Genomic DNA, 24,778 nt, shown 5'->3' on the forward strand with positions numbered 1-24,778 from the left:
GGGAGATGATTTTATGGCTAATGAGGTTAAAGAAAAGGAAATTACGGAAGGTGTTCATAACTACAGCTCTGAAAAGGAATGGGTTAAACCTGAAGATCCGATTCTATTGGAGAGGTTAGAGTGGTTTAAGGACCAGAAGCTTGCGCTAATGATGCATTGGGGGCCTTATTCTCAGCTGGGGCTAGTAGAATCATGGGCATTAAGTGATAAGGATGCAGAATGGTCACGGACCGATATTGACTGGACCTCCGATGGTGAGGAATTCAAACGGCAATACTTCAATCTGAACCAAACCTTTAATCCGCTTCGATTTCAGCCTGAAGAATGGGCAGATTTGGCTTCAGAAAATGGCTTCAAATATTTAATTTTTACGACTAAACACCATGATGGCTTTAGTATGTGGGATACTAAAGAGACGGATTATCGAATTACAGGTCCGGATTGCCCTTTCCATACCCATAAATATGCGGATATATGCAAGCATGTTTTCGATGCCTTTCGCAATAAAGGTTTAGGGATTGCTTCCTACTTCTCTAAAGCCGATTGGAATACGGATTATTATTGGGCCCCAGGAATGGAAAGGGGCAGGGATATGTGGCGCGGTCCATCCTATGATCCTGCAGAATATCCATGGCTATGGGATCAGTTTGTAAACTTTACCCATAATCAAATTATGGAGCTGATTTCCAATTACGGAAAGATAGATATTTTGTGGTTGGATGCCGGTTGGGTCGGGAAAGGAAAACAGGACATCCGCCTTGGGGAAGTAGTGGAAAAAGCTCGCAAATTACAGCCGTGGCTGCTGACAGCGGACAGAACAATTGGCGGACCGTTTGAAAATTATGTTACACCTGAACAGACCATCCCTGAACGGGCACTGCATGTACCTTGGGAAAGCTGTATCACGATGGGAACTGCTTTTTCATTTAGATTTGAAGATGATTATAAGTCTACACGTGAACTTGTCAATATTTTGGTTGAAGTTGTATCAAAAGGCGGAAACCTGGCTCTTAATGTGGCGCCACAGCCTGATGGTCGCCTGCCTAGAAGGGCCATCGAGAGAATGAAGGAACTCGGTGAGTGGTTAAAGGTTTATGGTGAGGCTATTTACGGTACACGTATTTGTGCTCCTTACTTCACAGAAGATTTCGCTTTTACATGCAAAGGAGACACTACCTATTGCTTCCGTCTATTTAAAAATGAAGCCGATTATTATTATGAAGAATCTTTGACAATCCCATATACCCAAAAGGTTAATCAAGTGGAAATGCTCGGTGGAAAAGGTTTCGTCGAATTTGAACAGACGGATGCCGGATTAACGGTTAAGGTTCCAAGATTGAGAGAGGGAGAAAAGGCTCCAATTGCCTATGTCTTTAAATTGACTTAAACCCATGGAAGATTGGTGGGGAATTCTTGCGATTCTTTAAAACAATGTTGATAAATTCAGGTAACTAAAAGGGTCTGACCTCATAACCACAATATGCCGCTCATTCTTTTAAAGATCGCGTATGATTGTGTGTAAAGCTGAGGTCAGACCTTTTTGGGTTTATTTTTTTAACGAAGAACTTCGAATGATGATTTCTGGTGGTAGAATGACCTTTTGCTTTTCCGCCGGGCCATTGCCTTCAATTCGTTCAATTAATAACTGAATTCCCATATACCCGAAATTGTATGCCGGCTGTGCGGCAATCGTTAGAAACGGATTGAAATCCGGAATCGGATCCGGATCATCGAAACAAACAACCGCTATGTCTTCAGGTACCCGGACATTTAATTGGCGCAGGCTTTTAATCGTGTTAATCGCAATAAAGTTGTTCGCTGCAAAAATCGCTGTCGGCCTTTTGGACTCAGGCAGGGAGATAAGATTTTTAACAAATTTATAGGAATCATTCTGCATATAGGAAATATTGGCGGCAAGTTTTTTGTCTGCTTCGATGCCGGCTAAGCGCAATATTTCAAAATACGCTTTTTCCCTTTCACGTGCTGTTGAAACATTAGTTGGACCATTGATGAGCGCAATTTTTGAATGGCCTTGCCCAATTAAATGTTCTAACAGCTGCCTCGTCCCCTGGTAACTGTCACCCATGACTAAGTCACAGTCAATTCCCTTTACATGCCGGTCAATTAATACGAACGGTATTCTATTTTTTATCAGGGTTTTAAGATTTTTTTGTGATTCATCCCCGGAGGGTGCCATGAGTACGCCGTCAACGCCTGACGAAATAAGCATATCAACATATTCGGATTCTTTTTCGAAGCTTTCATCACTATTGCTTAAAAGTAAACGATACCCCATTTGTTTTGCTTTATCCTCAGCACCGCGGGCAACTTTTGTATAAAAAGGGTTGGTTATATCCGTTATTACCAATGACAATATTTTTGATTGTTTAAGCGTTAAGCTCCTGGCCGCATTATTAGGGATATAATTTAGCTCCTCAATAATCTTTTCAACTTTCTCTCTTGTTTTTTCACTAATTTTCCCTGAATTATTCACTACTCTTGAAACGGTCATAGGAGAGACATTTGCTTTTTTTGCTATGTCGTAAATAGTGGCCATATCATTTCTCCTTCTAAAAATATTCATTACTATAAATATATGGCATTCCTTGATTGACAGCAACCCCCTTCCGTGATATTTTTATGTTATGGGTAACATTTATAATTTTCTAACAACAAAATGACAGAGTTTAGGGGAAATGACCAAATTATCCGTTACCGATTACACTCAACTACCCACTCCCGAAGGCAAAATTGGGCGTGGCTGCTGAAAGGGATTATAGCTATGAAAATTGATACCCACCAACATTTTTGGAAGTTAGCGCGGGGTGATTATGATTGGTTGACTCCTGATTTTTCGATATTATATCAGGATTATTTACCGATGGATTTGTTCCAACATTTACAGCCATTTCGATTTGATAAGACCATTTTGGTTCAGGCGGCCCCTACCATTGCAGAAACGGAGTTTTTACTGGAATTGTATGATCAGAATGAGTTTATAGCCGGTGTGGTTGGCTGGCTGGACATGGAATCTCCAAGTTTTGCAAGCGAATACAGGAGACTTAGAAGTCATAGGGGATTCGTTGGGATCAGGCCGATGTTACAGGATTTAGAGGATGACAAATGGATCCTTAGAAAAAGTGTCTTAAAGAATATCGATCTGCTTGTTGAAGATGACTTTCCAATCGATATATTAATTTATCCGCACCATCTTCCTACCATCATTCAGCTATTAGAAATTTTTCCAAGTTTACGGGCTGTTATTAATCATTTGGGAAAGCCAAGGATAGCCGAGCAAATCATCCAGCCGTGGAAGGAGCAAATCTCCGAAATTGCCTGTTACAAAAATGTCATGTGCAAGCTGTCAGGAATAGTGACAGAAGCGGGTCAAGAAATCCAGACATCGGAAATTGAGCCTTATGTCCATCATGTCATCAATATCTTTAGGCCCCATTCCGTGATGTTTGGGAGTGATTGGCCTGTATGTCTCTTAAAAGCTAGCTATCAGGATGTAGTTGAACTATTGCTTTCCACATTGCCGGACCATTTAACGGAAAGTGATAAGGCTGCAATTTTTGGAGAAAATGCCATTGGGTTTTATAAACTAAACGTATAAATTGAAGGAGGCATGACATGAGATTACATAATAAAACAGCCATCATTACCGGGAGCGGCAGTGGAATTGGGAAAGCTGCTGCTGAGGTTTTTGCATCTGAAGGAGCAAAAATTGCGGTGGTTGATATTAATAAGGAAAAACTTAATGAGACTGTTCAGGAATTACAGCAACAGGGCTGTGAAGCAATCGGGATTTGCTGCGATCTTACCAATGAAGACCAAGTAAAAGATTTGATCACTTCTGTGATTCAAAGATTTGGTGGAATTGATATTTTATTCAACAATGCCGGTACCATATTACCGAAAAAGATTGAAGATATTCAGGAGCATGAATGGAATAGGCTTTTTGACGTGAATGTAAAAAGTATGTTTCTTACAATTAAATATGGATTAGAACATTTAAAGGCGAGCAAAGGCAGCATCGTAAATATGGGTTCCATGACAGGGGTTGTCGGGCAGCAATTTAATCCGGCCTATTCCGCAACTAAGGGTGCCGTTATTGCCTTAACTAAAGCACTGGCGATTGACCTAGCGCCGCTTGGAATCAGAGTTAATTCGATTAGTCCCGCGGGTGTCAAAACACCTTTGCTTTCGAATTGGCTGCAAAAGCAGGAAAATCCGGAGCAGGCAAGTCTGGCCCAGGACCGTTCCCATTTATTAGGGAGAACAGCAACCTCAAAAGAAATTGCCAATGTTGCGTTGTTTCTGGCAAGTGATGATTCCTCCTTTGTAACCGGTGAAAATATTGTCGTGGATGGCGGTGCCACCATTGGGTATGCAGCTGGACCTAAGCCAGAATGGGATCGTGCAGTAGTTTAATAAAATGATAGGAAAGAGGGGTAAATCATGGCGGCTTATGACTTCAATTCTGAAATGTCGAGTATAGTTTTGAATAGAAAAGACAATGTAGCGACACTGCTCCGTGATGTGATAGCAGGCGAAAATATTACCTACACATTTGAAGGGAAACCACAGACATTAGTGGTAAAAAGTGATATTCGCTTTGGACATAAAGTGGCATTATACCCGATTCCAAAAGGGGAACGAATCCTGAAGTACGGGGAATCAATTGGCGCTGCCACGGAGTTTATTGATCGTGGTGAACATGTGCATGTTCATAATATCGAAGGCATTCGCGGCCGGGGGGATGCTCATATACAAAAAGAGGTGAAGAATTCATGACCATCATAAAGGGGTATAAAAGACCAGACGGCAGGGTAGGGATTCGAAATCATGTGCTGCTAATGCCAACTGTTATTTGTTCTAATCAAGTAGTGAACCGAATTCAACAGCAGGTGGCTGGAACCGTTGCGATTCCCCACCAGCATGGCTGCAGCCAGGTGGGAAAAGACAAGGAAAGAACACATCAAGTATTAGTCGGCATGGGGAAAAACCCCAATGTCGGTGCCGTATTAATCATCAGTCTTGGCTGCGAGGTTATGAATGCTGAACAAATCCGTAATGAAATCATGGAAACAGGCAAACCGGTGATCTGGCTTGATATCCAAGATGAAGGCGGGACGATTAAGACGATCCAAAAAGGAATCGAAGCGGCCAAGGAAATGGTTAAACAAGTTCAGGATGTACCAAGAGTAGATCTTGACCTGTCTGAATTGATTGTCGGGGTGAAATGCGGCGGGTCAGATGCAACATCGGGACTATGCAGTAACCCGGCACTGGGAAAGGCGTCTGACTTACTTGTTGCTGAAAATGGCACAATTGTGATGGGAGAAACAACAGAAATCATCGGGGCGGAACATATTTTAGCGGAAAAAGCGGTATCGGACGAAGTGCATCATAAACTATACGACTGTATTAGAAATTTTGAAATGGAAATTGACCGTATGGGAGTAGACATGCGCGGCGGGAATCCAAGTCCAGGCAATATTGAAGGCGGATTGTCGACCATTGAAGAGAAATCCTTAGGTTGTATTAGTAAAGCAGGCTCTTCATCACTAAAAGGTGTTGTCGAGTATGCAGAACCGATAAAAGGAAAAGGCTTTTATTTCATGGACTCTCCAGGAAATGATATTGAATGTGTATCCGGCATGGCTGCTGCGGGAGTACATCTCGTATGTTTTACGACAGGAGTTGGAACTCCAACCGGAAATCCAATTATTCCTGTTATCAAGATTACTGGGAACGAACGAACAGCCAAACGCATGGAGGACAATATTGATATTGATAGTAGCGCGGTCTTGCAAGGGAAAGAAACGCTTGAACAAGCAGGAAAGAGGATTTTTGATGAAATTGTCAGTGTTGCTTCTGGCAGCCTAACGAAGGCAGAAGTTTTAGGCCATCAAGAATTTAGCATCAATAGAATCGGAATAAGTTTATAAGAAAATACAGGTTGCAGATTCTTTTTTATGAAAGGAATAAAGGTAATGAGATTAAAGGATAAAGTTGCGTTAATTACTGGTGCAGGGTCAGGAATCGGAAAGTGCACAGCCATTCAGTTTGCTAAAGAAGGAGCAATGGTTGTTATCAATGATTTAAATTCGGAAAAAGGAAATGAGACTGTTCAGGAAATCATTCAAGCAGGTGGAGATGCGATTTTTATTCAGGCTGATGTAACAGACCCGGAATCTGTCCGCGGCATGATTGAACAAATCATTGAGAAATTTTCACGAATTGACGTTCTCTTTAATAATGCAGGGATCAGCGGGGTAGGACGTTTGCATGAAATTGAACCCGAGATTTGGGAAAAGGTCATCAATGTGAACATTAATGGGGTTTATCTGCCAAGCAAGTATACGATTCCGCATATGATGGAGCAAAGAAGCGGTTCGATTATTAATATGTCATCCTGTATTGCCGAAATCGGGCTTTTAAACAGGGCATCCTATGCGGCCACGAAAGGAGCTGTACTCTCCTTAACAAAATCGATGCAGGTTGATTATGCGCCGTACAATATCCGTGTAAATGCCTTGCTTCCAGGGACGATTTTGACACCATTTGTAGAAAACTATTTAAAAACCTCATATGATGATCCGGAGGAAGCTATCAAGACAATTAAAACAAGACAATTAAGCGGTGATCTTGGCAGGCCGGAAGATGTGGCACAGGCAGCCTTGTTCTTAGCATCCGATGAGTCGAAATTTATGATGGGTTCACCTCTTTATATTGACGGCGGGGTCGTATTTGGGAAAAATGCTTGATTTTATTATAGAAATGGGGAAAGTACATTGAAATTCTTAACTCTTGAAAAAGAAGGACGAAAAACATTAGGGGTCAAAACCGAAGCGGGTATTATTGATGTTGAAGCGGCCTTGAACGGAGGGAATGATGAAAAGATCCCCACAACCATTACAGAGGTTATTGAGTATGGGGAGGAAGCAGTGGAAAAAGTTAGGGGTTTTATTAACCAGCTAGATACAACGGACAGTCCTCTTTATTTAGTGGATGAGAAAAATTGTACATATGGGCCTTGTGTCGTTCAGCCGAATAAAATCATCTGTGTCGGCTTAAATTACCGCAAGCATGCGGATGAAACGAATGCACCGTATCCACAGGTACCGATTCTCTTTAATAAATTTAATAATACATTAACGGGTCATAAGCGAGATATTGCGGTTCCAAGCGTAACCGAGAAACTTGATTATGAAGTAGAATTAGGGGTTGTGATTGGCAAAAAGGCAAAATATGTATCAAAAGCGGAGGCACTCGATTATGTGTTTGGCTATTGTACGGTAAATGATTTATCGGCACGGGATCTTCAGTTAAAAACACCTCAATGGCTATTAGGGAAAACATGTGATGATTTCAGTCCTGTCGGCCCCTATCTTGTGACGGCAGATGAGATAGGGGATCCGCAAAAATTAAATTTAAAGACCGTTGTCAATGGCGAAGTACGGCAAAATTCAAATACAGAGGATATGATTTTTTCTGTTGCGGAAATTGTCAGCTATATCTCCCAGCATATGACATTGGTTCCCGGCGACTTAATTTTAACAGGGACCCCGGAAGGCGTTGTGTTAGGAAGACCTGAAGCTGAGCAGGTTTATCTTCAGGCAGGCGACGTTGTAACCGTTGAGATTGAAAATTTAGGCGCATTAACGAATACCTTTGTAAAAGAAACGATCTAAATTAATTTTTAACCTAAAAATAAGGGAGTGTAAGAAATGAAGACAAGAGAAGAGCGTGTGAAGTGGTTTATGGAGGACCGCTTCGGCTTATTTATTCATTGGGGACTTTATTCCATCCCTGCCAGAGGAGAATGGGTACGAAGTTTCGAACGTTTAAGTGTTGAAGACTACCAGCCGTTTTTTGAGGAATTCAATCCAACCAGTTATAACCCGAGGGAATGGGCAAAAGCAGCTAAGGCAGCGGGACAGAAATATGTTGTCCTTACAGCGAAGCACCATGACGGTTTCTGTTTATTCGATAGTCAACTGACCGACTACAAAGCAACCAATACACCTGCAGGGCGCGACCTGATTAAGGAATATGTTGAGGCTTTTCGCGAGGAAGGAATAAAGGTCGGACTCTACTATTCTATCATTGATTGGTATCACCCGGATTTTCCTAAATACGGGGACCGCCAACACCCAATGCGGGACAACGAGGAATATAAGGATGAAGTAACCGATTTTTCTCGCTATGTGAGTTATTTTCACGGGCAAGTCAAGGAGCTTTTAACGAATTACGGCAAGATTGATATTCTCTGGTTTGATTTTTCCTATGACGACATGACCGGGGAGAAATGGGAAGCAACGAAACTAGTGGAAATGATTCGTTCTATCCAGCCCGATGTCCTGATTGACAATCGTCTCGGCGGCAATATTAAGCTTGCAGAGCCGGAAGTTTATGCAGGTGATTTTTACTCACCTGAACAGATTATTCCGGTCGGCGGCATCGTGAATGGAAAAGGGGAGCCGGTTCCGTGGGAGGCGTGCATTACGTTAAATGATCATTGGGGCTATCATTCGAAGGATATAAACTATAAATCTCCGAAACAGGTCATTCGCACGCTGGTAGAATGTGTCAGCAAGGGCGGGAATTTGCTGCTAAATGTGGGTCCGAATGCGAAGGGAGTCATTCCGGAGCAGTCCTTGGCCATTTTGGATGAAGTCGGGAAGTGGCTTGAGAAAAACGGCGACAGCATCTATGGCTGTGCGGCTACATCCATGGCAAAGCCGGAGTGGGGACGTTATACGCAAAAAGGCCGCTTTTTATATGCGCATGTATTTGATCGCGGCATTGGGCCTATTTACTTCCAAGGCTTAAAAGGCCGAATTAAAAAAGCACGTCTGCTTGCGGATGGCAGCGAATTGAAGGTAGAAGTTCCGTGGATGGCTGAGCAGTATTCTGATATTGAGAGCGGCGCATTTATCCATTTGGCAGGGGCAACGCTGCCGGATGAAATAGATACGGTGATTGAATTAGAATTAATTGATTAAAAATTGGGTTGGTTTTCTTATACCCACAAGCAATTTTTTAAAAGGCGGGATATTGAATGAAATGGGGAATTATTGCAACCTGGGGTATGGCTTATGAAGGAATAGATAAGGCAGCCAAGGAATTAGCAGAAGATTCGATTGCCGGAGATGCTTTGGAGCACGCCATAAAAATCGTTGAGGACAACCCTCTTTATCGCTCGGTAGGCCGCGGCGGCCTGCCAAATGAGCAAGGGATTGTCGAATTGGATGCCGCCTTTATGGACGGAGATCAGTTCAATATTGGCGCGGTTGCAGGAATTCAAGATGTGAAAAATCCAATCTCTGTTGCCCGCAAGCTTAGTAGCAAGCAGTTTAACCGTTTCCTCGTCGGGCAGGGTGCTACTGCTTTTGCGCAAAAGAATGGATTTGAACGAATGAATATGCTGACAGATGAATCTCGGACTATTTGGGAAAAACGGGTAGAAGAGATTAAAACGAAGGACTTAAGCCCCTATGATGGTCATGATACCGTCGGGGTTGTTTGTTTGGATCACGGGAAATCGATGGCTGCAGGTACCTCAAGTTCAGGTCTGTTTATGAAAAAGCAAGGCCGGGTGGGCGATTCGCCATTGTCCGGTTCAGGCTTTTATGTTGATAGTGAAATTGGCGGAGCTACCGCCACCGGCCTTGGTGAGGATTTGATGAAAGGCTGTCTAAGTTACGAAATCGTCCGTTTAATGGGTGAGGGTCTTGCGCCTCAGGAGGCAGCAAATAAGGCACTTTATGATTTCGAGGAGAAATTAGTAAGAAGGAAAGGCAAGGCTGGTGCCATGTCGATGGTTTGCATGAATAACGAAGGTCAGTGGGGTGTGGCAACAAATGTAGAATTTACGTTTGTTGTTGCGACTGAAGAGGAGGAGCCGACCGTTTATTTCGCTAATAAAGGCGAAGGCTATTCCACGATTATTGAAAAAGCAACCAAGGAACAGATTGAGAAGTGCGAGTAAAAGCTTCTGTTACGTCTCTTTTACATTATTGAAGTATGGCAGATATAGGGACTATCTGCCATACTCTTTTTTTTTTAAGTTTAAGAGCTTAATAGCCTGGAGGTAAACATTTTGCAGAGAATTCAACGATTGATTCGGTATTTAATAAATCACCAAGTCTTAACGTCTATTCAGATATCCGATTGGAGTGCAAAACGCGGTTTTTACGTGGAGCCAACTAAGTATGAATTTGGATCTGAAACGAAGGTGTTTCCAAAAAGGTGAATATTTTGTAAAATATTTTGAATTGACAGTAAATAATGGTTATGTTAATCTTGTGTTATCGGTAACCTTTTATAACATAAAATTCGAATGAAAGGAGCGATCACTATCTAGATGAAGTGGGAGTATTTATTTACAAATGAAGAAGAGAATATTTCAAGGTTAGGTGGGGAAGGGTGGGAGCTTGTTACAGTTATCCAGCACATCACTGGCTTAACGTTTTATTTAAAACGACCTGTACGAAGTTTTGTGGACCGCCTTACTCGGGAACAGAAGGAAGAAGTTTATAAACAGAATTTTGGGCAAGAAGAATCAAGAAAAACATCATTATTGTAAAGGCAGGACGAAAAATATGAAGAAAAAGGGCATCCTTCATCCAGAACTTGCACATTTAGCTACTAGTCTTGGGCATACTGATTATCTCGTCATAGCGGATAAAGGTTACCCAATCCCCAATCACGTTACAAGAATAAATCTCGGATATACAGATAACCAACCGACAGTCCTACAAGTACTTGAACCATTAGTAGAGGAAATATCGATTGATCGAATCATCGTTACGCAAGAGATGGAAGATATTAGTCCTGATAGATTAGAAGAATTAAAGAACCGTTACCCTCATATTCTTTTTGAGAAAATAAGCCACCATGAAATGAAAGAGCTGACAAACCATGCAAAAGGTGCGGTAAAAACAGGCGATGCCTGTCCATATGCAAATTTAATCATTGTTTCGGGCTAACATGGAGTCGAAGTTAGTGCTATCCAATTAAAAACATAGGAGGCAAAAAGATGACAACCATACATAAGGTTCTACCGACTGAGAAACAGCTTGCTTATCAAGACTGGGAATTCGGGCTATTTTTGCATTTTGGTTTAAGGACATTTTATGAGGGATACGTTGATTTTGATGAAAGACCGATGTCACCTTCCAAATTTAATCCAACGAATTTAGATTGTGAACAATGGATTAGAACCGCCAAAGAAGCCGGAATGAAATATGCGGTGCTCACGGCGAAACATCATGATGGCTTTTCTAACTGGCCTTCAGCCTATACAAGTTTTTCAGTTGCACAATCAGAGTGGAAGGAGGGCAAAGGCGACGTCATTCGGGAATTTGTCGATGCCTGCCGTCAGTATGGAATCAAACCAGGTTTATACTATTCTCCATATGACGGATCCGTCGATTTTTACACGAAAGACGCGAAGGCGTACGATGATTATTTTGTGAATCAAATCACTGAACTGTTAAGCAATTATGGGGAAATCGATATTCTTTGGCTGGATGGCTGTGGTTCTGAGGGACATGAATACGACTGGCCGCGCATTATCGGAGAAGTCCGTCGATTGCAGCCAAATATACTCCTGAACATGGGTGATCCTGACTTTCGCTGGGTTGGCAATGAGGATGGAGTTGCACCTGTGCCAAGCTGGAATGTTGTGTCTGCAACGGAATTCTCAATCCTTACAGAGGAGAAAAATCAATTGGGGGAACCGCGCTGGCTGCCGGCAGAGGCAGACGTGCAAATGCGTACCAATTGGTTTTATAGCGATAATGATGAACACACAATAAAAAGTATCCAAGAATTAATGGGACTTTATTATCATTCCGTTGGCCGAGGTGTCAATTTACTCCTGAATATTGGGCCGAATCGAGAAGGTGTTCTGCCGCAGAAGGATACGGAGCAGCTGCTTGCAATGGGGATGGAAATTCGCCGCCGCTTTGATCATCCAAATGGTACCTTTCATCAATGTAAGAATGAGGATAAAAAGTGGATTTACAAGCCTGAAGAGCCTCAAATACTTGATCATGTAGTCATCAGGGAAGATTTGAGTGAGGGGGAAAACGTCTTACAATTTAAAATCAGCATCATCACGGCCAAATCCCATCAACTTTTAACTATTTATGAAGGTAAAAATATTGGCCATAAGGCAATTATCCGGTTTCCAGCAGTGAAAGTACGCGGGGTGATCCTTGAAATAACGGAAAGTGACGGAGCTCCTGTCATTAAGGACATGTCGTTCTATCATGTTGGTGAATAGGATAGATTAATAGGTAAGTATTTATAGATAAAAAGGTAGAACTCGAAAGGAGTTCTACTTGTTTATCTAACATAACACCACAGTAAGGAAGTGAGATTGTTGAAAAAGAGATACCTTAGAGATAAAGAGACTGACATTAAAGTTATGACTTTTAATATTCATCATGGAGGAACAGATGCCATTTTGGATTTGAAGAGAATTGCAGTATTAATTAAAACTTCGAGTGCAGATATCATTGGTTTACAAGAGGTAGATAATCATTTTTCCGAGCGCAGTAACTTCGAAGATCAAGCGAAATGGTTGGCAAATTACTTAGGAATGAATTATGCATATGGTGTAAATCTTGACTATGATCCTTTACAAGAAGGAGAAGACCGGCGCCAATACGGAACGGCCGTTTTAAGCAAATATCCTATCCTTTCTGCCGAAAATCATCTACTCACTAATATTCCATATCAAGGAAACCCTAAAGAGCAGCGTGGTCTTTTGGAAACGGTGATTAACGTGAAAGGAAATCATGTTCAATTTTACAATACGCATCTTGACGATCAAAGAGCCGAACAGAGGGATCTACAAATCAAAGAGATACATGACATTGCAAACCAAAAAGAAGGAACTAGTATCATTGTAGGAGACTTCAATGCAACTCCTGAAAGTGCAGAAATACTAAAAATGACTGCACAATATAAAGATGTATTTGCCGAACTCGGTCAAAATAATGACTTTACCTTTCCTGCAGATAAACCAGATAGTCGTATCGATTATATTTTCACTTCTGAAGATGCCAAAATTTGTACTGGGGAAGTTATAAACACGAATTTATCTGATCATTTGCCCATTACTGCAGAGTTAGTACTGAGTTTTTTATAACATTTTAGCTAGTAAGTAAGAAACAACATACTGTACAAAAATTACATATCATTTCTCTATGCCTTGCCGCCTGCTCAGTTACATAAGACAACCGCAGCTATGCCAATATGAGCTTGCAGGTACATAATAATGTTCCAAATATTAATATCCCGGATGTGACCTCCGTGAATTTCGAGTATGACTCAGGTGCCGTTGGCCATATCGATAGTACCTTTGCGCAATTTGACCATCGGATGGGAATTGAAGTAATGGGTGATGAATTTCGCCTAGTTATCGATGGGGTAAACCTAACCATCATCGAAAAAGATTCTAATCAGAGCTTCAAATCAGAGGTCGATTTTTATCAGGAACAAGATCGGATGTTTATCGAGGCGATTGTCAAAGGCGATCAGAACTTACTTTTATCTTCCTATGAGGATGGTGTAAAGACTCTCGCGGTAACATTAGCCGCCAATCAGTCACAGGAAACAGCACTTCCGGTGAGAGTTTCTTCTATTATAAATTCTGAAAAAACGTGGGAGGTAAAATGAAAATGAAACTGGGTATTAGTTCATACAGCTTACAAGGTGCCATCAATTTAAAGGAGATGACGATTTTAGATGTCGTTCAATGGGTCGCAGACCAGGGCGGGGAGCATGTTGAGATTGTTCCGATGGGTTTTAGTTTAGTAGATGATTTATCCTTAGCCGATGCCATCCGGCAAAAAGCGGAAGAAGTTGGAATCGACATTTCTAATTACGCCATCGGGGCCAATATCCTCACTTCGAGTTTAGAAGACTATGAAAAAGAAATTGAACGTGTCAAAAAAGAAGTAGATGTTGCACATCGCTTAGGTGTAAAGCTAATGAGACATGATGTTGCATGGAAGTCGCCAAACGAAATCTCAATCCGGGATTTTGAACTAGATCTGCCAAAAATGGCTGACGCCTGCAGAAGAATCGCCGACTATGCAGCACAATATGGCATTGTAACAAGTGTTGAAAACCATGGTTACTATGGTCAGGCAAGTGACCGGGTTCAGCGTCTGTTCATGCCGTCGATAAGGAAAACTTTAAGACCACGTTAGATACAGGGAATTTCCTTTGCGTCGATGAAGACCCAGTAGCAGCTGTAAAGAAAAATATCTTTTACGCCTCGATGGTACATGTGAAGGATTTTTACCGCAGAACTTCTTCTCTTGGTCTTGGTGAAGGCTGGTTCCCATCAAGCTCCGGCAATTACTTAAGAGGAGCCATTACAGGGCATGGGGATATCAATCTGCCTGAAGTCTTAAAGGTTATCAAACAATCAGGCTATAACGGCTATATTTCTATAGAATTTGAAGGAATAGAAGAATGCAAAAAGGCAGCAAAAATCAGCTTCGATAATGTAAAAAGAATTTGGGAAGCAGTTTAAATCAGATTTTCGTTTATTGGATCATTATTTTTAAGAAGGAAGTAAGGATCTTCCAATATAAAGGCAGCACAATAAATAGCATTTCGTTTCCCAACATACAAACAGCTGTTACAAGGGCTATGATGACAATTGGCTTTCCGAATATCGCTGGTCTTGCTATTTTGGGAATCGGTATCTTTCTATCAGTAGATTTATATATTTCTCAAAAATATTTAGGGAACTTTTTTGTCCATCTGGTTTTACTTTTTCTCTATTTTTTATATGTATTGACCGTGCTTTTCTTTTTCCCTACATTTGTTCATTATGAGATGAAATCATTATCTTATCTTAAACAATCCTTTTTCATAACTTTTATTAGACCGCTGCATAGTTTGCTAATTTCCGTGATCGTTATGATGATAGTAGTAATCGTGTATGCTTTTCCTTTTCTAATCGTTTTTTTCGCTGGTCCTATGCTGGCCTATCCAATTATGTGGATTGGAAATAAAGTCTTTAAGTCTTTGGAGAGCATGGAAGGGAAATAAGAATCACTTCAAATTCACTATATAGTTGAAACTAGGTGAAAAATCACTGAGTGGTAATAAAAAAAATAACGAAGTAAAAAATGACATACCAACAAACTGATATATGTACGAATGAAATGGAGGATGGAAATGATGGGTAAATTAAAAATTGGTGTAATCGGGGCCGGTTCGATTTCAGATTTACACTTTCAGTCTTATGCTAACAATGAAAAGGTCGAAATCTTTGCCGTTTGTGATCTTAATGAGCAGAGGGCGGTAGAAAAGAAGAATAAATATCATGCTGAAGCGACGTATACGAATTATGAAGACTTGTTGAAGGACCCTCAAATTGATGCCGTGAGTATTTGTACATGGAATAATTCTCATGCAGAAATTGCAATTGCTGCTTTGAATGCAGGCAAGCATGTTTTGGTTGAAAAACCATTATGTAAAACAGTGGAAGAAGCGCTAAGGGTAGAAGAAGCCGTAAAGAAGAGTGGAAAAGTGCTTCAGGTAGGCTTTGTCCGCCGATTTGGAACCAATACAAACGTTTTGAAATCTTTTATTGATTCTGGTGATCTTGGAGAAATTTATTATGCAAAAGCCTCGATTTTGAGGCGTTTAGGAAACCCTGGCGGCTGGTTTGCTGACAAGGAAAGATCGGGCGGAGGTCCTCTTATCGATATCGGTGTTCATATCATTGATTTATGCTGGTACCTAATGGGGAAACCAAAAGTGAAATCCATTAGCGGAAATACCTATTCAAAGCTTGGAAATCGAGCTAATATTAATAACCTTTCTTTCTATCAAGCAGCGGATTATGATCCTAGTATCAATAAAGTGGAAGACCTTGCAAATGCCCTGATTCGTTTTGAAAATGGAGCTTCCTTAGTGATCGATGTCAGCTTTACACTTCACGTTAAGAAGGATGAAACATATGTTAAGATTTTTGGCGATAAAGGAGGGGCAGAGATTGAACCTGAGCTCGTGATCGTCACAGAAAAAAATAATACGATTTTAAATGCACAGCCGCAAATTGATTCCCTGTCCTTTGATTTTATTCAAGCGTTCCAAAATGAAATTAATCATTTTGTTTCATGCTGCCAGGGTGAAGAACAAACCATCAGCCCTGTGGAAGACGGTGTGGAATTAATGAAAATATTATGCGGTATCTATGAATCAAGTGAAACAGGTAAGGAAATCTCCTTTGAACGATCCAATGTGACCATTTAAACGAAAATAGGAATTTTAGGGGCTTTTGGATTTACGACCTGGGGTATTGAAGAAATTGATGACAAGGTTATATATACCCCAGCTGAAGAGGGCTACAAAGAATACCTTACATTTATGAATAAGCTATATTCGGAAAAATTAATGGACCCAGAAACCTTCTCGCAGTCCAATGAACAGAAGAAAGCAAAAGGACAAGCCAATCAACTTGGATTATTCCAGGACTGGTTCTCCTAATTCACCACTGGAGATAAGGAAGAAGAGGCACTTGATGACCCTATATATCAGCCAATCTCTAGTTCTATCACCGATAAAGCAGTGGCACCATTAAGCCCGGGTATCTACCGCGGCCAATTCGCCATTACCAATAAAGCTGTGAATCCAGAAGCAGCTATTCGCTGGGTGGATTATCTCTATTCTAAGGAAGGAAATGAACTTCTGAATATTGGTAAAGAAGGCGATGTTTGGGCTTGGGCAGATGAAGCCAGCGGCACGAGAAAATTGCTGGAATCACCAATTGAAGGGAAAACGATTGAAGACTACCGTGGAACAACGACACCTGACTATGGTATCAATGTTCCTGCATTACGACATAAAATTGAAGGCTTCCCTGAATCAGAATTTACGAAGTTCACTAATTCCGAAACGGATGTAAAAATTAAGCCATTTGCAAAGGTTTCATATCCACTTGTTTATTTAACGCCTGAAGACCAAGAGGAAGTAGGAAGAATCCGTGTTAATTTGGATACTTACATTGAACAAATGGAACGAAATTTATCACAGGTGCCGAGCCTTTGTCCAATTGGGACAAATATATTAAAACATTGAATGAAATGGGTGTTGATAAATTGGTTAACATTTGTCAAGATGCCTACGATCGCTGGAATAAGTAAAAGCAGAAGAAGGAAAAAGACTAAAATGATGTCTCTTTCCTTCTTTTTAACCAAAAGGGGTGTAAGAACGAGTGAAAAACACTGAACCTGTTAAAGCGTTTCATCTGCGTTTTGGATCACATGAACTAGTCGAACCATTCAAACTGTTAATTGAAAAAGTCTTAGCACCAAAGGGCATTAGTCACTTAATCATCGAGTGCAATACTTCGTTTGTATTTGAGAAACATCCAGAGGTTACAGGAGGAACACTTACCAAACAGGATGCCATGGAAATCGCTGCCGTTTGTAAGCAACATGGAATTCGTGTAATCCCGCTGTTTCAATGCTTGGGCCATCAAGGCTGGGGAGGGGCGCCGAATACCCTGTTAAAAGCCTATCCTGAATTTGATGAAACTCCCCATATTCCATTAGATGCAAAGTGGCCAGACTTTTTCTGCAGAAGCTGGTGTCCGTTACACCCTAAGGTAAATGAGCTTGCTTTTGAATTACTCGGCGAGATAATCGATGCTTTTGAAGCGGATGCCTTTCATGTCGGCATGGATGAGGTGTATGCGATTGCAGATGATCAGTGTCCACGCTGTAAGGGGAAGAACCGAGCGGAGCTATTTGCAAAGGCAGTCAATGATCTGCATGGATATTTGGTAAAAGAACGTGGGATCCAGATGTATATGTGGGCTGACCGCTTAAATGACAGCGAGGCAACAGGTTATAACCAATGGGAAGGAGATACGTTCGGCACTCATCAAGCGATATCCGAGATTTCGACTGATATTATTTTGATGGATTGGCATTACGATAAACTAGATTCCTATCCTTCGATTGGTATTCTTCTAGATAAGGGCTTTTCGGTGATTCCGGCCTGCTGGTATAAAACAGATGCTGCCCTCGATTTTCTAGAAGCAAGCAAGCGGCAGGCAAACGAAACATCCAAACCGGAACGAATGCTTGGGATGGCTGTTACCTCCTGGAATGGCTGGGATCAAGAAGGCTTTGAAAAATTTATCCAAATGACGTCTTCCTCTTTTAGTAGAGATGAAGATTTAGAAGAGTTGGATGAGCTTTATCGCACTCTCGATCTCATCACGAAAGATCTTTAAAAAGGAGGATGAATCTTGGTCTCAAAAGTTGTGATTTTTTATGATGAAGCCTTCCCTTATGAGGGGCAAAGGCCAACGAAAGAAATACTGAAGAAACTAGAAGAGCAGGCTTCTGTCATCAATGCCGCTGAGTTAAAGAATGCTTTTCATAGTGAAATAGACTGCTTTATTCATTTACACGGTTCGTATTTTCCAAAAAACGCATGGAGTTCCTTGACTGCTTATTTAAAAGAGGGGAAAGGGTTTGTAGGGATCGGCGGAGCCCCTTTCAGAAAACCATGTAATCTAGTAAACGGCGAATGGATCCCCGAGCGGGAGCAAACGGCTTACCATGCTGAGCTTAATATCCATGAAGTATTAAAAGTTGATAGAAAACCGATCGAAAAACTGATTCATTCGAATGAATTTCCGATTTTTAAAGATTATGAGGAATTATTTACCGTTCAGGATACCGCTAATTTTATTCTACATCCAACGAAGTCCTCTTCGATTGAACATGAAATGGGTTCGTGTGGTCCGATGGATGCGAGAATTTACCCTTTATTGAAGGGAATATCGAGGAGCGGGCGGAAGGTTGCTGCACCATCAGTATTAATCGAAAACTATATGGGGGAGTTTACCGGTGGAAGATGGATTTTTATCAACCAGTTAATCACAAGTGAGTTCTGGAATGATAAGGGATGCCGCTTTTTACGGAAGTTAGCAGATTTTGCTGCAAGAGGTGTGACAGAGCTTTGGCTGAAAACCAATTATGCTTCTTATGAGAAACATGAGGTCCCTATTATTACTTTTCAGGCACAGTCATTATGGAAAGAGCATGCTGCTTGGAGGTTAGAACTTACCCTTACAAAAGAAGGAACCACACTTGAGAAACATTGCTTAAAGGCTGATATTACAAAAGAGCTGCATATCCAGAAAATCTATTTAGATAAGAAGGAATTTGAGCCTGGTTTTTATGAGCTTACATGCCGGTTAACGAGTGATATTGGAGAAGAACGATTCCTTCACCAAGGATTTTGGTTTAAGGATCAACCGCTGCTTGAAAGCGGGAAGCCGCTTGTCTGCGGCAGAGACTACTTTTTGAAAAATAATCAGCCTTTTCCGGTTGTTGGAATGACCTACATGACGTCAGATGTGGCCCGGTATTTTCTGTTTCTCCCTAATCCAAGTGTCTGGAACAAAGACTTTTCCGCGATGAAAGCAGCCGGCATCAATTATGTGAGAACAGGAATTTGGACGGCCTGGCGCAACATGATGTTTGTTGACGGCCATATGGAAGAGAGTATTTTAAGAGCGATTGATGCCTTTATTCTTACGGCTAAACAATACGACATCGAATTAACGTTTAACTTTTTCTCGTTTACACCGGAAGAATGGGAAGGAAAAAACCCTTATCTTGATCCAAGAAGTGTCGAGGCGCAGAAACGGTTTATTACAGCGATTGTTACGCGACACCGGACAACAAAAAATGTTCATTGGGATTTAATCAATGAACCGTCTCTTTTTGACCCGAATCAAACGTTTGCAGGTCCAAGGACGCTTCAAGACAGCTATGATGTGGATGCGTATCGGAAATGGCTGGAGGCAAGACATGGTGAGGTTTCCAAGCTTCAAGAGCGCTGGAATTTGACGCCGAATGAACTACCGTCCTTTGATCATGTAAAGCCGCCGACTATTCACGAAATTAATACGCATATTCAGGATATGGCTGCGGGCAAAAGAGGATTGAAATGGCTAGATTACACGTTATATACGATGGATAAGCATAATGAATGGATTCGCAAGCTTTCCGGTACAATCAAGAAACTTGCAAAGGATCAGTTAATCACTGTCGGACAGGATGAAGCGTTGATGGGTCAACGTCCTTCACCATTCTTTTATGGCGAAGCCGTCGATTACACAACCAATCATACCTGGTGGTCAATGGACAATTTACTTTGGGATGGAATCTTTTCCAAGACGATTGATAAACCGAATTTGATTTCAGAAACCGGGATCATGTATGTGGAAAAACCAAATAACCAAGCAAAGCGCTCCGAGGAAGAGCTTCGCAATATTCTTGAAAGAAAGTATGCCTATGCCTTTTCTTCTGGCAGTGCGGGTGCGGTTCAATGGCTTTGGAATACCAATTATTTTATGAACAATATTAATGAATCGAATATTGGAGCGCTTCGTGCCGATGGGACCGAAAAGCCGGAAGCTAATGTTTCTTATGATTTTGGCTGCTTTATCAAGGAAGTTGGTCATTTATTTGAAAACCGGAAGCTTGAAGATATTGTTGTCATTTTCCCATATTCCAATGATTTTTCCAATCGCAGGCTTGCCTTTGATGCAACAGCGAAATTAACGAGGATACTAGCCTATGAGCTTAATCAGCCATTCAGAGCGTTAAGTGAGTATGATTTATCGAGCTTAGCTGAAGAACCTCCAAGGGTGATCATGGTTCCGAGTCCACATAACTTTCATTCAGAGGCTTTAGCAGAAATACAAGACTTTGTGAAAACTCACGATGTTACGCTGCTTTTTACTGGACCAATGAGTCTTGATGAATACTGGAACGAAACAGATCGGATGAAAGAAATAGCGGGCCCGACAAAACTTGTCAATGTCCTTCGCGAAGAACAACTGGTGGTTGATAACATGGCCCTGCCTTTTTCATTTGGCGATAAGCGGATTGCGGAAGTGGTTAAGGAAATCTCCGAAACGGGAATTTTAGAAGTGAAGGAATATAGCTATGGAAAGGGAAAAATCATCTGGTCCCCGCTTCCTATTGAATTGAATGAACGGAATGAATCGATTCAATGTTTATATCAATATAGCTTAAATCGTGCTGGGGTTTCGGAGCATTTAATCTGGCATGAAGGGAATTTTCCAGGAGTTTATGGCCGGAAACTAGAATTTGAGAATGGGAACCTGTTTATCTTTGTTTCTGAGTTTGGAGTTAATACGAATGTGAAGATTACCGAACCTGAAACAGACCAGACGTACGAATTTTTACTAGAATCCGAAAGAAGTGTTTTATTCGCTACTGCCAAAACGGGAGAAATTGTTGGTACGTATCGGGAAGATGAAGTGAAGATTGAAAATATACAGGTAAAAGGAGTGTATTAACATGAAAGTAGGAATTAGTTCTTATAGTCTTTTGAAGGATATTAATGCTGGGAAACTAGATATTTTAGATGTCGTACAATGGGTTGCCGATAACGGCGGTGAGCACCTTGAGCTTGTACCTTATGGCTTTACGGTTGTTGATCAGCCAGAATTAGCCGATCAAATCAGGGAAAAAGCAAAAGCAGTTGGAATTGAACTGTCTGCCTATTCTCTGCCAGCTAATTTCATTCAGCCGACAGAAGAAGCGTTTGAAGCGGAAGTGGATCGCCTTAAGCAGCATGTAGACATTGTTAATCGGATGGGAATCAAAATCATGCGCCATGATGTTACTGCGTTCCGCCTTGAACCAGAAGAAATGACGATCCATCATTTTGAAAAGCATTTTGAACAAATGGTGCGTGGCAGTCAATTGCTTGCAGATTATGCCGCTCAATATGGCATCACGACTACAATCGAAAACCATGGATTCAATGTGCAATCAAGCGACCGGGTCCAGCGGGTGCTCCATGCCGTAAACCGCGCTAATTTTAAAAGTTCAGTGGATGTTGGAAATTTCCTTTGTGCCGATGAAGACCCACTTGTTGGCGTAAAGAAAAATATTAAATATGCTGCCACCGTCCATTTTAAAGATTTTTATATTCGTCCTTATTATGAGAATCCTGGCGGCGGGGAATGGTTCCGTACTGTCAATGGCAATTATTTGCGCGGCGCTATTGTTGGACATGGCGATTTAAATATCCGTGAAATCGTGAACCTCGTCAAGGGATCTGGATATGATGGCTATCTTACCGTCGAATTTGAGGGAATGGAAGATTGTCAGGTTGGTACAAAGATTGGAATGGATAATGTAAAAAGACTCTGGAATGAGGTGAAGGTTTATGAAACTGTCAAATAAAATCGGGATTATTGTAGATAGCCTTCGGCTTCCACTCCGTGAAGGTTTGAAGACGGCTAAGGAGCTGGGAGCAGAGGGTGTCCAAATTTATGCGGTCGATGGAGAGATGGCTCCTGAAAATTTAACTTCTGCTGCGCGGAAGGAATTAAAAGATTATATCTCTTCAATAGGGTTAGAAATATCTGCACTTTGCGGCGATCTCGGGGGACATGGATTTCAAGATTCGGAATTGAACCCGCAAAAAATTGAGAAATCTAAGCGAATCTTAGATTTGGCTGTTGAATTAGGAACGAACATTGTGACTACTCATATTGGGATTATCCCTGAGGATCCTGCCACTCGTGTGTATGATTCGATGCAAAAGGCATGTGACGAATTAGGGGTATATGCCAAAAGCTTAAATGCTTATTTTGCGATTGAAACAGGTCCAGAAACTTCATTAAGATTAAAAACGTTTTTAGATACATTGAGCACAAATGGTGTATCCGTCAATTTTGACCCTGCGAATATGGTCATGGTCACGGGAGATGATCCTGTTGAAGGTGTAAAACTGCTGAAGGATTACATCGTCCATACACATGTAAAGGATGGAGTTAGATTTAAACCAGTTGACCCGCGAGATGTCTATGGTGCATTAGGCTATGGCGGCGGTGTGGACCATGAACAAATTGCCAAGATGGTGACCGAGGGGGGATATTTCCGTGAGCTGCCGTTAGGCGAAGGAAAGGTTGACTTCCCAAGCTATTTCGCTGCCCTTCAGGAGATTGGTTATCAAGGATACTTAACGATTGAAAGAGAAGTAGGGACAAATCCTGTTCATGATATCCGTGAAGCCATTAGCTTTATTCGAACATTTAAATAAAATGGGAAATTGTTTTGAAAATTAGCCAAGTTACTTTAGACTTGGTTATTTTTTTTAGGTGATTATAGGGAATTGTCTTTGATGAATGACAAAACGTGGAAAAAAACTGAAAGAAATGTCCTTAATAGGGTCGATGAAGGACAAAACGTTGGATAAAACCAAAAGAAATGTCCTTCATAAGGTCGATGAAGGACAAAACGTTGGATAAAACCAAAGGAGATGTCCTTCATAAGGTTGCTGAAGGACAAAACGTTGGATAAAACCAAAAGAAATGTCCTTCATAAGGTCGATGAAGGACAAAACGTTGAAGAAAACCGAAAGAAATGTCCTTCATAGGGTCGATGAAGGACAAAACGCGGAAGAAAACCAAAAGAAATGTCCTTCATAGGGTTGATGAAGGAAAAATGCGGAAGAAAACCGAAAGAAATGTCCTTCATAAGGTTGATGAAGGACAAAACGCTGAATAAATCTGAAAGAAATGTTGAAAAAATGTTTTTAATAGCATAAATAAAATAATAAAAGCGTAAGTTGCTACCACTTACGCTTTTACTAAGCTATTCATTAATTTTATAAAGGGAAGATGCTCTTAACGCTTGAAAATGAAACGAGCATTAATCATATTATATTAATGGAAGATATTCGATTTGGTGAACGGGTAAGGAAATTTGAGTTAGAGGCATTCGTAGATGATAAATGGATATCGATTGCTTCAGGTACGGCGATTGGTCATCGTTGTATTCAAAAAATATCACCAGTAAAGACGAATATGTTGAAACTGAATGTGAAAGAATCGGTGGAGAATCCTATCTTAAAAGATTTTTCTTGTTAATATGCCGAAGATATAAACGATAAATAATAGATATCCATAAAAAATCTATTGAAACTAGATATATATTTTACTTGATTTGTGTTATTGATAACACAAATCTTTTTTCGTCAAAATATGCTAAAATGAAAAGTAAGAGGTGACAGTATATTGAAAAAATTAAGAGAACGATTAAAACCTTTAACTCTGAAGGGTAAAATAGAGTATTTAATTGAATATTATTCCTTCAACATGATTGCTGTGATTGTTATTATATTCTTTCTCATCATGGGAATTAATACTTTTACGGATCAACCGAAAGAGATTTTAGCTGTAAGAGTTGTTGGAGCCGAGATTAATGAAGAACAGACACAAAGATTACAAAGAGAATTTGAAAGATTATTTATTGACAGTAAGCGGTCTCCAAAAGAGGAACTTTCGGTTATTTCAATCGATACAAGCGATGCGGCGGGTAATTCAGAGAAATTAGCAAAATTTCAAAAACTTGCAGCGGAAATAGCGGCAAAAGAAGTGGATGTGCTGCTAGTAGATGAAGAGACCTTTCATCAATTTAATGAAGATGGTAATTTATATGATTTGAGCAGTATAAAAGGCATTAAGGATTGGAAAAAAACAAAATACTCTTCGAGTAATGCTGCAATAACTGGAATAGATGTTTCAAATGTTTCTCCTTTTTCTTCACTCGCTGGAAGTAACCAACCGCTTATTTTGGCTGTTTTGGCAAATACGGAACGAATTGATGAGGTCAAAAAATTCGTCCATATTCTCAAATAAGGAGAAAATGTAAATCGGAAG

Annotated in this window: 25 protein-coding genes and 1 pseudogene; 25 read left to right on the plus strand and 1 reads right to left on the minus strand. The window is 40.8% G+C overall.

Features of this window, described 5'->3' with window-relative positions; all coding sequences use genetic code 11:
• The first annotated feature begins 13 nt into the window (after window positions 1–13).
• Window positions 14–1,387 (plus strand): alpha-L-fucosidase, encoded by a 1,374-nt coding sequence (locus TR08_RS07700; protein ID WP_045517109.1) that lies wholly within the window; start codon window positions 14–16, stop codon window positions 1,385–1,387.
• 159 nt (window positions 1,388–1,546) lie between these two features.
• Here TR08_RS07700 and TR08_RS07705 read toward each other — a convergent pair whose 3' ends face one another.
• Window positions 1,547–2,557 (minus strand): LacI family DNA-binding transcriptional regulator, encoded by a 1,011-nt coding sequence (locus TR08_RS07705; protein WP_045517110.1) that lies wholly within the window; start codon window positions 2,555–2,557, stop codon window positions 1,547–1,549.
• 225 nt (window positions 2,558–2,782) lie between these two features.
• On the opposite strand from TR08_RS07705, the gene TR08_RS07710 reads away from it, so the two are divergent.
• The 24 genes and pseudogenes from TR08_RS07710 to TR08_RS07820 all read left to right on the plus strand — a co-directional run bounded on the left by TR08_RS07710 (window position 2,783) and on the right by TR08_RS07820 (window position 24,757).
• Complete coding sequence (locus tag TR08_RS07710) at window positions 2,783–3,616, plus strand: amidohydrolase family protein (RefSeq protein WP_052427382.1); 834 nt, start codon at window positions 2,783–2,785, stop codon at window positions 3,614–3,616.
• A gap of 17 nt (window positions 3,617–3,633) precedes the next feature.
• Complete coding sequence (locus TR08_RS07715) at window positions 3,634–4,434, plus strand: SDR family NAD(P)-dependent oxidoreductase (protein ID WP_045517111.1); 801 nt, start codon at window positions 3,634–3,636, stop codon at window positions 4,432–4,434.
• A gap of 27 nt (window positions 4,435–4,461) precedes the next feature.
• Complete coding sequence (locus tag TR08_RS07720; RefSeq protein WP_045517112.1) at window positions 4,462–4,797, plus strand: UxaA family hydrolase; 336 nt, start codon at window positions 4,462–4,464, stop codon at window positions 4,795–4,797.
• A complete protein-coding gene (locus TR08_RS07725) occupies window positions 4,794–5,954 on the plus strand; it encodes a UxaA family hydrolase (protein WP_045517113.1) in 1,161 nt (386 codons plus the stop codon). Before TR08_RS07720 ends, TR08_RS07725 begins: the two co-directional genes overlap by 4 nt.
• 45 nt (window positions 5,955–5,999) lie before the next feature.
• Window positions 6,000–6,773, plus strand: coding sequence for an SDR family NAD(P)-dependent oxidoreductase (locus tag TR08_RS07730; RefSeq protein ID WP_045517114.1), 774 nt, complete (start codon window positions 6,000–6,002; stop codon window positions 6,771–6,773).
• A 27-nt stretch (window positions 6,774–6,800) separates the two neighbouring features.
• Window positions 6,801–7,700 carry a fumarylacetoacetate hydrolase family protein gene (locus TR08_RS07735; protein ID WP_045517115.1) on the plus strand — a complete coding sequence of 300 codons (900 nt, stop codon included), beginning with the start codon at window positions 6,801–6,803 and terminating at the stop codon, window positions 7,698–7,700.
• 36 nt (window positions 7,701–7,736) lie between these two features.
• A complete protein-coding gene (locus tag TR08_RS07740; protein ID WP_045517116.1) occupies window positions 7,737–9,014 on the plus strand; it encodes an alpha-L-fucosidase in 1,278 nt (425 codons plus the stop codon).
• Between the two features lie 56 nt (window positions 9,015–9,070).
• A complete protein-coding gene (locus TR08_RS07745) occupies window positions 9,071–10,000 on the plus strand; it encodes a N(4)-(beta-N-acetylglucosaminyl)-L-asparaginase (protein WP_045517118.1) in 930 nt (309 codons plus the stop codon).
• A gap of 111 nt (window positions 10,001–10,111) precedes the next feature.
• Window positions 10,112–10,264 (plus strand): hypothetical protein, encoded by a 153-nt coding sequence (locus TR08_RS32440; protein WP_193747700.1) that lies wholly within the window; start codon window positions 10,112–10,114, stop codon window positions 10,262–10,264.
• Window positions 10,265–10,375: 111 nt separating this feature from the next.
• Complete coding sequence (locus TR08_RS07750) at window positions 10,376–10,597, plus strand: hypothetical protein (protein WP_045517119.1); 222 nt, start codon at window positions 10,376–10,378, stop codon at window positions 10,595–10,597.
• A 16-nt stretch (window positions 10,598–10,613) separates the two neighbouring features.
• Window positions 10,614–11,000, plus strand: coding sequence for a D-ribose pyranase (gene rbsD / locus TR08_RS07755; protein ID WP_045517121.1), 387 nt, complete (start codon window positions 10,614–10,616; stop codon window positions 10,998–11,000).
• A 50-nt stretch (window positions 11,001–11,050) separates the two neighbouring features.
• The gene (locus TR08_RS07760) at window positions 11,051–12,301 is read left to right on the plus strand and encodes an alpha-L-fucosidase (RefSeq protein ID WP_045517122.1); all 1,251 of its coding nucleotides are present in this window, start codon (window positions 11,051–11,053) and stop codon (window positions 12,299–12,301) included.
• A 99-nt stretch (window positions 12,302–12,400) separates the two neighbouring features.
• A complete protein-coding gene (locus tag TR08_RS07765; protein ID WP_052427383.1) occupies window positions 12,401–13,171 on the plus strand; it encodes an endonuclease/exonuclease/phosphatase family protein in 771 nt (256 codons plus the stop codon).
• A gap of 164 nt (window positions 13,172–13,335) precedes the next feature.
• Window positions 13,336–13,701 (plus strand): hypothetical protein, encoded by a 366-nt coding sequence (locus tag TR08_RS07770; RefSeq protein ID WP_193747701.1) that lies wholly within the window; start codon window positions 13,336–13,338, stop codon window positions 13,699–13,701.
• 2 nt (window positions 13,702–13,703) lie between these two features.
• A pseudogene (locus TR08_RS07775) lies at window positions 13,704–14,566 on the plus strand (sugar phosphate isomerase/epimerase family protein).
• 122 nt (window positions 14,567–14,688) lie between these two features.
• The gene (locus TR08_RS07780; RefSeq protein ID WP_238579103.1) at window positions 14,689–15,090 is read left to right on the plus strand and encodes a hypothetical protein; all 402 of its coding nucleotides are present in this window, start codon (window positions 14,689–14,691) and stop codon (window positions 15,088–15,090) included.
• Between the two features lie 132 nt (window positions 15,091–15,222).
• Window positions 15,223–16,302, plus strand: a complete 1,080-nt coding sequence (locus TR08_RS07785) for a Gfo/Idh/MocA family protein (RefSeq protein WP_045517126.1) — start codon at window positions 15,223–15,225, stop codon at window positions 16,300–16,302.
• A gap of 315 nt (window positions 16,303–16,617) precedes the next feature.
• Window positions 16,618–17,127, plus strand: coding sequence for a hypothetical protein (locus tag TR08_RS30215; protein ID WP_052427384.1), 510 nt, complete (start codon window positions 16,618–16,620; stop codon window positions 17,125–17,127).
• Between the two features lie 136 nt (window positions 17,128–17,263).
• Window positions 17,264–18,289, plus strand: coding sequence for a family 20 glycosylhydrolase (locus tag TR08_RS07795; RefSeq protein ID WP_052427385.1), 1,026 nt, complete (start codon window positions 17,264–17,266; stop codon window positions 18,287–18,289).
• A 15-nt stretch (window positions 18,290–18,304) separates the two neighbouring features.
• Window positions 18,305–21,400, plus strand: coding sequence for a beta-galactosidase (locus tag TR08_RS07800; protein WP_045517128.1), 3,096 nt, complete (start codon window positions 18,305–18,307; stop codon window positions 21,398–21,400).
• A 1-nt stretch (window position 21,401) separates the two neighbouring features.
• Window positions 21,402–22,295 carry a sugar phosphate isomerase/epimerase family protein gene (locus TR08_RS07805; RefSeq protein ID WP_045517130.1) on the plus strand — a complete coding sequence of 298 codons (894 nt, stop codon included), beginning with the start codon at window positions 21,402–21,404 and terminating at the stop codon, window positions 22,293–22,295.
• The gene (locus TR08_RS07810) at window positions 22,279–23,157 is read left to right on the plus strand and encodes a sugar phosphate isomerase/epimerase family protein (RefSeq protein WP_045517132.1); all 879 of its coding nucleotides are present in this window, start codon (window positions 22,279–22,281) and stop codon (window positions 23,155–23,157) included. Before TR08_RS07805 ends, TR08_RS07810 begins: the two co-directional genes overlap by 17 nt.
• 580 nt (window positions 23,158–23,737) lie before the next feature.
• Window positions 23,738–23,986, plus strand: a complete 249-nt coding sequence (locus tag TR08_RS07815) for a hypothetical protein (protein ID WP_045517134.1) — start codon at window positions 23,738–23,740, stop codon at window positions 23,984–23,986.
• Between the two features lie 147 nt (window positions 23,987–24,133).
• A complete protein-coding gene (locus TR08_RS07820; RefSeq protein ID WP_045517135.1) occupies window positions 24,134–24,757 on the plus strand; it encodes a hypothetical protein in 624 nt (207 codons plus the stop codon).
• The last annotated feature ends 21 nt before the right edge of the window (window positions 24,758–24,778 follow it).

The sequence above is a fragment of the Neobacillus niacini genome (assembly GCF_000759675.1).
Classification (GTDB): Bacteria; Bacillota; Bacilli; order Bacillales; family Cytobacillaceae; genus Neobacillus; species Neobacillus niacini_A.